This window comes from Elusimicrobiota bacterium (genome assembly GCA_026388075.1).
In the GTDB taxonomy this organism is placed as follows: Bacteria; Elusimicrobiota; Endomicrobiia; order Endomicrobiales; family JAPLKN01; genus JAPLKN01.
Map to the genome: position 1 here is coordinate 1 of JAPLKN010000026.1, position 8833 is coordinate 8833.

Here is an 8833-nt window from a genome sequence, read left to right on the forward strand (position 1 = left end):
GAAATATTTTTTTATTTCTTCTTCAACCTGCTGAGACAAGTTGATTCTGGCATCAAACATGGTAAACAGTACGCCTTCAATTTCAAGTTTCGGATTTAAATTTTCTTTGACAAGTTCTATTGTTTTTATTAACTGCCCGACTCCTTCAAGCGCGTAATATTCGCATTGCATAGGAATAATTATGGAATCTGCCGCCACCAAAGAATTTAATGTGAGAAGCCCTAAAGATGGGGGGCAATCAATAAAAATGTATTTGTACACTTTTTCAAACTTTGATAAAGCTTCTTTAAGCCGCGATTCCCTGTTTGCAATATTTACCAATTCAATTTCTGCACCGGTTAAATCTTCGTTTGATGGAGCCAGATCAAGCCAGTCTATTTCGGTAGGTTTTAAGATATCTTCCAGTTTAACTTCATCAATCAATGAATGGTAAATATGATTTTCTAAAGAATTTTTGTCAACGCCAAGGCCGCTTGTGGTATTTGCCTGCGGATCCATATCAATTAAAAGCGTGTCCTGGCCCATAAAGGCAAGGCATGCCGCAAGGTTTATGGCCGAAGTTGTTTTACCGACACCGCCTTTTTGGTTTGCAACCGTAATAATTTTGCTCATATGATACCTCTAAAATACATTGTATTATCAATGCGTTTTGCCGTTTGCGTGATGCGCACTGCTTTAACCTAAATTATTCTACAAAATATTTTATCTATTTGCAAGGTATTGCGGGCATAGGCTTGCTAATTAGGCAAATTGTTTCATGTGAAACAATTTGCCCATCAGCAAGATAAAGAGATTTTTTGCTCGTAGAAGTTCATATGCGGAAGTTTTCAGCCAAAGGCTGATCCCTGCCCGCCGGCAGGCGCGGCGCCTATGGCGGACACGTGAAACATTTGCAAACTTTCATAACTTTCTAAACGTTCCTAACTTTTAACGTAGTTCATTATTGAGACGGTGTGCTTTGTCTTTGAGGGCTTGTAGCTTGGGCCAGTATGAAAGAGGGTGGAAGGGAAATATAGAATTATTCTGCCAGAGGGGGTCCAAATACGGGAGATTGTTTTTAACCTTTTCCCAATCTTTAGTTTGAGGAATTGGAGAATATTCGCCAAGCGAAATATGGGCCCCGGAATTATGGGCAATGTCCAAAGTTTTGTCAACTTCTTCCAGGCTTTGCCCCGGCATTCCAATCATTGTATAAGCACAATATTCCCCCCTACTATAACCGCTATCCACAAGATTTTCTACGGCGAAAAGGTATTCTTTTGTTGATACTTTTCCACCGGATGCCTTTTGCGCTTTTGGATCTACTGTTTCCAGGCTTAATCTTGGCATAATAAATCCGGCTTCTTTTAAAAGGCATGCCACTTCTTTTGTAATATATTTAGCATGAAGGCCATTGGGTGTATGGAAATTTACCCCGTTAGAGAAGGCTGCCGACCCCTGTCGGCAGATTGGAATCATGCTTTTAGATGGCGGTGTAATACCGCCGTCTTTATTCGCTCGCCCCGTTAGAAATTGTTGGCTGAAACGCCGATTTAGACAGGGGCTTAACTTTATGTCTAAGCCAGCTAAGATTTCTAACGGGGCGAAGAGCCCGTTGCCCGCCCACCGGCCCGCTTCGCCCGCCAAACATCGAGGCTGGCAGCGAGGCGAGAGAGGCAGGTCTCTAACGAGGTTTACCTTAAGTTTTCTTTCAATCAGCCCTTTAAGTATGGGGATTATATGATTTTTGGCATCATACAAAAGCGCATCATCATAGAAAGCGATGTTTTCAATTCCTTGGCCCGCAAAGTAAACAATTTCATTTATTACAGTTTCTGCACTTTTTGTCTGCCACCTTTTGCCAGCCAAGGTTTTAATAGCGCAATAACCACAATTAAACGGGCATCCTAAAGAAGTTCTTATGGCTATATATTCATTCTTTTTATAACCTTCATAATCCGGGGCCGGATAATTATTAAATGGCTCTTTTAATCCTCTTATCTTTAAACCCAGTTTTAACAGACTGCTATAAAGACCGGACATTCCGTTTTCTACTACAAAATCAGCTCCTGAATGTTCTTTTGCATGATCAAAACAAAGGCTTGCATAGTTCCCGCCCAATATTATTGGAGTATCCTTGAATTTCTCTTTAGCAGTTCTAATTACTTCAAAAACCCCAAGATACCAATAAGTCATCCCTGAACTAACCAATATATAGTCCGGCCTGTCTATTTCGTTTAGTATTTTTGTTATGGATTCGTTTGGCAGGCCGTATCTTTTGTATTTTCGCGGGATTTTGGCAAGAATTTCCGGTTTTTCAACTACGGTATTATAGTAGGGGCCGCACCCGTACTCTTTTGATTCCGTTTTCGGCATTAAAGGATGATTGCGGTCCATACAGTCCAATAATATGCTTTTGTGTCCGTATTGCTTTAAAATAGCTGAAATATATAGCAATCCCAAAGGTTTGGCCCACAGATCGTAAGCTGCGAAGTCATATATTGGAGGGTTTATTAGTAAAAAATTGCTCATTAGATTAAAGACGTGTAAATGTTTGGAAAGTTCAAATGTCAAAAAGTTAAAAAATGTCTACACTTTTACATCACAGTAAATTGTTTCACATGAAACAATTTACTGATTCTATCTATGTTGGTAACTGGATAGCTTAAAGATCTTTTAAATATGGAAGTTTTCAGCCATAGGCTGATCCCTGCCCGCCGGCAGGCGCGGCGTCTGTGGCGGACACGTGAAACATTTTTTTAACTACGTGTAAAAGTGTAAAGGTTATGAAAGTTATAAAGTCAAATGATTCTAAAATTATTAACTTTTATCTTTCTTAATGCTTTTTTGCGCTTTAGCAGTTCACGCAAAGCATCCCTGTCAATTCAACTGGCTGTTTTCGATTTTTTTTGCAAGGCTTCTTATGAACGGCATCGAAATTCCGAGAGTGTTTTTTTTGCTGATTCCGAAGCGTGCCATTCCGTCAACATTTTTAGAATTATATTGCAATTTCAATGTGTTTATGATGTTAGCAACTTTGTGGATCATGTTAATAACCTTAAAGTATCGCTTTAAATTATCGACGATATTTGGAAGAGATTATCTACTATTTTGTCTGCTCCGGAAAGGTACTCTTTCGGAAGGCTTGTAGTCAAAGCGATACAAAACATGCCCGCTTTTTTTGCTGATTCAATTCCGAACGGGGCATTTTCTATTACCACGCAATCAGACGGACTGACATTCAGTTTTTTCGCAGCTTTTAGGTAAGGATCGGGGTGGGGTTTTCCTTTTTTTACGCTGTCACCGGTTATTATACTGTCAAACATATTATAAATTTTCGCGGGCAATATCCTTTTTACGCGCTTGGCATTTGTGCCTGTAACTAGCCCGATTTTATAACCCTTTTTCTTTATCTTTTCAATTATTGGCAATGCATCGTCAAAAATATATCTTTTAAATATTTTTTTAAATGATTTTTTGTGTTCCTTGAAAATACCGTTGAGGATTTTTCTGGTTGGTTTTATATTGGCTTTCTGAAGGAAATATTCTAACGCCTTGTCCCATTTGGCGCCTTCTTTTTGATAAACATCAATACAGTTTACTCTGACGCCAAATGGTCTTAACGCTTCATGCCAAGAAAGGAAATGGTACGGCATAGAATCTACGATAACGCCGTCCAAGTCAAAAATGAATGCATAAGGCTTACGTCTTAATTCTTTTCTCATTATTTTTCCTTCACGCTTATGCATCTATTTTTTCATTTTTCTCTGATTTTCTTCAAGTCTTCTTATCGCTTGTCTTTTCTGCTCGGCAGTCATTCTGGGATTTGACATAATTATTCTTTTTGCCATTTCACGATTTTGCTGAGGCGTGGTCATTGAAGGAGCCGGAGTCACTATATTCTGAAGCGGGACTGTTGAAACCTGTACTCCTGCCGGCGGATACTGCATACCTTGTGCTGGAATGTTTTGTCCGGGAGCAACAGGAAATCCCATCGGTCTTTGACCTGGCATAAAGCCTTGCATTCTTGGCTGGGGCTTCCACATTCCTTGAGTTATATTCTGAACTCTCTGAGAAAACTGGAATCTCATTGCATCGTATCCTTTAACAAAAAATCCCATTATTAAAGGGCTTATTACTGCAAACACGATAATTAGAACTAATATACCGACTAAGGCTTTACCTGCTTTTTCATCAGCTTTTAAACTATCTACTAAAGCGCAAAAAATAAGATAGAACCCATATATCCATGCAGACAGCATAACTAACCAAGAAAGCGCCCCGCTAAAAGATAGTATTTGCCCTAACAATATAAACACTATGAAAAGAGGGTATAACGCGGCCGTAACATATACGCAATTAGAAAATTTTGGCTTTGCGTTTACGATCATTGCCAGTATCCATAAAACAAAAGCTCCGATAAAAAGGCCTATTACACCGAATATTACAGCCTGTATGAAAAGGCCTAGTATATTTGCAAAATTTGCAAACATCGGATTAATTACTCCGTTAACAAAATACAAAATCCCTGCGATCGCGGAATAAAATAGAGCTTTCAAAATAGGGGTTAAAAAATCCCCTTCTATTTTGAGGCCGGAAAAAAACTTTTTTGGATTTACAAACAACTGAATCGTTTCGTCAAGCAGCATTTTTAAATACATACCTTCCTCCTTAGTTTTTTGACTTCTTTATATTTAAAGCAAAATCAAATTATTATGTCAAGTTCTGCCAGCCTTCATCGACCTTCGGTATCTTAGGCATTCTTAATTTTAGCTTTTCGGTATTTTGTTTTTCTGCATCATTATAATATTGCAGGATTCCTTCCGCGTCTTCTTTGGACATCTCGCCTTTCTATTTTATGATGCTAGCTGGTGCCAGGTAACTGTTATGTTCTTATTTCTCCGTTTCCGTATATAAGATATTTTGTGGTTGTTAGCTCTTTTACCCCCATTGTTCCGCGCGCATGAAGCTTTTGTGTAGAAATTCCTATTTCCGCGCCCAAACCAAACACTCCTCCGTCGTGAAGTCTTGTTGAAGCATTATGAAAAACCGCAGCGGCATCAACATCTTTCAAAAATTTGCTTGCTGCTTCCTGATTTTTAGTAACGATAGCTTCCGAATGTCCTGATCCGTATTTGTTTACGTGATTGATCGCCTCTTCTAAAGAATTCACTATTTTGACGGACAATATTTTGTCCAAATATTCCGTTGACCAGTCCTGATCGGTCGCCTCAACAACTGAAGGAACAACTTTTTTTGTTAAAGGACATCCCCTTACTTCCACCCCGTTTTTATTATATTCGGCGCAAAGATCCGGTAAAATTTTTTCGGCAACGTCTTTATGAACTAAAAGGCTTTCCATTGCATTGCATACTCCGGGCCTTTGGCATTTTGCATTAACAGCAATTTTTTTTGCCATTTCAAGGTCTGCATCCTTATCTATGTAAGTGTGGCAAAGCCCTTTCCCATGCGCAAGCACGGGAACCGTTGCGTGTTCCCGCACAAACTTTATCATTTCCTCGCCGCCGCGGGGAATTATCAAATCAATCAAATGGTCCAGCTTTATCATTTCTAAAATGGCTTCACGGTCTGTTGTTTCAATCAATTGAACAGAGCCTTCCGGCAATCCTGCAGAATACGCTGATTTTGCAATGATTTTTATTAACATGTGATTGGTATTAAAAGCTTCGGACCCCCCTCTTAATACCACCGCATTTCCCGCCTTAAGGCAAAGCCCGGTGGCGTCAATCGTTACGTTCGGCCGAGATTCGTAAATCATCCCAATAACACCTAAAGGTACCCTTACTTTTTGAATATGTATCCCAACCGGAGGTGTCCAGTCAGCAACAATTTCGCCAACAGGATCTTTTTGATCAACAACTTCTCTTAAACCCTGCGCCGCTGATTTAATTCTTTTTTCATCCATTAAAAGGCGGTCTACCAAAGCATCGCTGATCCCTGCTTCTTTTGCGGCTTCAACATCAATTTCATTATGAAAAAGAATGTCGTCTTTTTGCTTAATAATAGCGTCAGCTATTGCCACGAGTATTTTATTTTTATCGTCAGAAGAAAGGTTTGCCAACTTCCTTGAGGCAATCTTTGCGGTAGCAGCTTGCGCAATGATGGTTTTTTTCATCTGTTCAGAATCCATATTTTCTCCCAGCGTGTAGAGCATAGCGTTTAGCGCCGCGCCTGCCGGCGGGCAGGGATAGGAAATTCTATTGCAATGTCTTTGTTCTTTTGTATACGCTATACGCTATCCGCTAATTTTTTGCTATTTTTCACCCAATTTAAAAGCCCCCCGGCAAAAAGAATTTCTTTTTGTCTTGGGGTAAGATCATATTCAGCCTGAAACTTTTTTCCGTTTTCTTTTATTGTTACGGTTATCTCTTTGCTTTCCTTAATATTGTAAACCGCATCAGGAATATCAAGGGTCATTCCCGTCTCAATTATATCGTAGTCTCTATAATTTTGGAATGTTAAAGGCAAAATCCCAAAATTGATTAAATTTGCAAGGTGAATTCGGGCAAAAGATTTAGCTATTACTGCCTCAACGCCAAGATACCTGGGCGCAAGCGCCGCGTGCTCTCTTGATGATCCCTGGCCATAGTTTTCCCCGGCTATTATTACACCGCTTCCGAACTCTTTTGCGCGGCGCGGGAAGTCCTTATCTATCGCAGAAAAAGTGTATTCGCAAATCGCAGGCAGATTTGATCTTAAAGGCAGTATCTTTGCCCCGGCCGGAAGAATATGGTCCGTAGAAATATTGTCGCCCAGCTTTATCAATACCGGCGCTTTAATGCTGTCTGCCATCGGCCTGAATTTGGGCAAAGATCTGATATTTGGGCCGCGAATAATTTTTACATCTCCCGAACTCGTTGACGGTAAATGAAAGTATCCGTCATCAACTAAAAAAGTCTTGGGTAAAGATATTGCCGGCTTCGTTTTAAAAACATCTCTGGGATCAGTTATTTTTCCTCTAAGAGCTGATGCAACTGCAACTTCAGGCGAACAAAGATAAACTTTTGCATCTCTTGTCCCCGATCTTCCTTCAAAATTTCTGTTGAAAGTTCTCAAAGAAACCGCTCCGCTTGCAGGGGCCTGGCCCATTCCTATGCAGGGGCCGCACGAGCATTCAAGTATACGGGCGCCGCTTTCAATTATTGCCGCAAGGTCGCCTGATTTTGCAAGCATCGTCATAACCTGCCTTGACCCGGGCGAAATAATCAGGCTTACGTTGGGATTAATTCTTTTGCCTTTCAACAGTTTTGCTACCAACATCATATCCGAGAGCGAAGAGTTTGTGCATGAGCCGATTGCAACCTGGTTTACTTCTATGTCATTAACTTCTCTTACTTTGCATACGTTGTCCGGGCTATGTGGTAAAGCTATTAAAGGCTCTATTGTATTTAAATTTATTACTACTTCATCGTCGTAAGATGCGTCTCTGTCCGCTTCAAAAGCTTTATAATCTTTTTCCCTTTTTTGCATCTTTAAAAATTCTTTTGTCACCCTGTCTGACGGGAAAATGCTTGTTGTCGCGCCAAGCTCTGTTCCCATATTTGTTATGGTTGCTCTTTCAGGAACGCTTAAAGTTAAAACTCCCGACCCGGTGTACTCAAATATTTTTCCCCGCCCGCCTCTAACGGTAAATCTCCTCAAAAGCTCTAAAATAATATCTTTTGCGCTGACAAAATTTTTCAACTTTCCTTGCAAAAGAACCCTAACAATCTTCGGCATTGTTATGTAAAAAGCTTCACCTGCCATGGCAGTGGCAACGTCTAATCCACCCGCTCCGAAAGCAAGCATTCCTATTCCTCCCGCCGTCGGAGTATGCGAATCGGAACCTATCAGTGTATCTCCCGGTACGCCGAATCTTTCCAAGTGTACCTGATGGCAAATCCCGTTTCCCGCCGGAGAATAAATAATTCCGTATTTTGAAGCTATGGACTGCAAAAATCTGTGGTCGTCCGCGTTTTCAAAACCTGTTTGCAAAGTATTATGGTCAACATAGCTCACGGAAATTTTTGTTTTTGTTTTAATCACTTCCATAGACTCAAATTCAAGGCAGGCCATAGTTCCCGTGGCGTCCTGCGTTAGCGTCTGGTCTATTTTGATGGCAATCTCTTGCCCCAGTTCCATATTTCCTGAAACAAGATGTTTTGATATTATTTTCTGCGTCAGATTCATGTTTTTAACCCTTTTTCGACGAAAATCCTCGTATCTTTTCTTTTGTATTATAATATATTTAAAGCTGAAAATCAATTTTCAATATATTACAGTAAAATCAACTGTCTATTATTATATTAATAGGTTTATTTATAAATAATTTCACACATCTTTTACAACTTTTTAGATTTGATTTCACTGCCTTTATATATAATAGGTGCTAAAAGCAATTATCAAAGATGCTGGGGGGACAAGCTTCTGAAAAAGCATTTCCATAGTTTTTCCTTATACAATACAAAATTCTTGCGCCTATTTATTAAAACAACGGCTGTTTTTACTGCCGCTTGTTTTTTATTTACCTGCACAAGCTCAAGCGTTCACGCTGCTATCGCTTTAGCCCAGGAAACCGCCGCAGAAAATGCACTTGCAAATTCTTCTTTTTTACCTGCCGAAACTGGGAATATTACCGACGCAAAATTTTTTGACAGCAAAAAAATAGTCATAAATATTCAGGATCTTCATTGCAATCCCGAAGCCCAGAAAAATATAAGCAGGGTTTTATCGTTTTTTAACGAAAAATATCATTTCAAAAAAATTCTGGTTGAGGGGGGGATAGGAAAAGTTGATACTTCCTGGATAGAGGCCGTAAGCGATATATCTTTAAGAAAAAAAATAATTAACGCGC

Annotated in this window: 9 protein-coding genes; 1 reads left to right on the plus strand and 8 read right to left on the minus strand. The window is 39.8% G+C overall.

Annotated elements, in window-relative coordinates; translation table 11 throughout:
- The 8 genes from NT145_00905 to NT145_00940 all read right to left on the minus strand — a co-directional run.
- The coding region (locus tag NT145_00905) for an AAA family ATPase (protein MCX5781254.1) at window positions 1–612 on the minus strand (612 nt) is incomplete at its 3' end.
- A gap of 315 nt (window positions 613–927) precedes the next feature.
- The gene (locus NT145_00910; protein MCX5781255.1) at window positions 928–2511 is read right to left on the minus strand and encodes a radical SAM protein; all 1584 of its coding nucleotides are present in this window, start codon (window positions 2509–2511) and stop codon (window positions 928–930) included.
- Between the two features lie 348 nt (window positions 2512–2859).
- Window positions 2860–3027: a hypothetical protein gene (locus tag NT145_00915; protein ID MCX5781256.1), complete on the minus strand. Its 168-nt coding sequence runs from the start codon at window positions 3025–3027 to the stop codon at window positions 2860–2862.
- Between the two features lie 23 nt (window positions 3028–3050).
- Window positions 3051–3704 (minus strand): HAD family phosphatase, encoded by a 654-nt coding sequence (locus NT145_00920; GenBank protein MCX5781257.1) that lies wholly within the window; start codon window positions 3702–3704, stop codon window positions 3051–3053.
- Window positions 3705–3728: 24 nt separating this feature from the next.
- Entirely contained in the window at window positions 3729–4640 is a 912-nt protein-coding gene (locus tag NT145_00925; GenBank protein MCX5781258.1) for a Yip1 family protein, read from the minus strand.
- Window positions 4641–4692: 52 nt separating this feature from the next.
- A complete protein-coding gene (locus tag NT145_00930) occupies window positions 4693–4821 on the minus strand; it encodes a hypothetical protein (protein ID MCX5781259.1) in 129 nt (42 codons plus the stop codon).
- Between the two features lie 43 nt (window positions 4822–4864).
- Window positions 4865–6130 carry a glutamate-5-semialdehyde dehydrogenase gene (locus NT145_00935; protein MCX5781260.1) on the minus strand — a complete coding sequence of 422 codons (1266 nt, stop codon included), beginning with the start codon at window positions 6128–6130 and terminating at the stop codon, window positions 4865–4867.
- Window positions 6131–6228: 98 nt separating this feature from the next.
- Complete coding sequence (locus tag NT145_00940; protein MCX5781261.1) at window positions 6229–8169, minus strand: aconitate hydratase; 1941 nt, start codon at window positions 8167–8169, stop codon at window positions 6229–6231.
- Between the two features lie 282 nt (window positions 8170–8451).
- Between NT145_00940 and NT145_00945 the strand changes: the two genes are divergently transcribed.
- Window positions 8452–8833 (plus strand): hypothetical protein (locus NT145_00945; GenBank protein ID MCX5781262.1); only part of this gene is annotated, 382 nt, incomplete at its 3' end.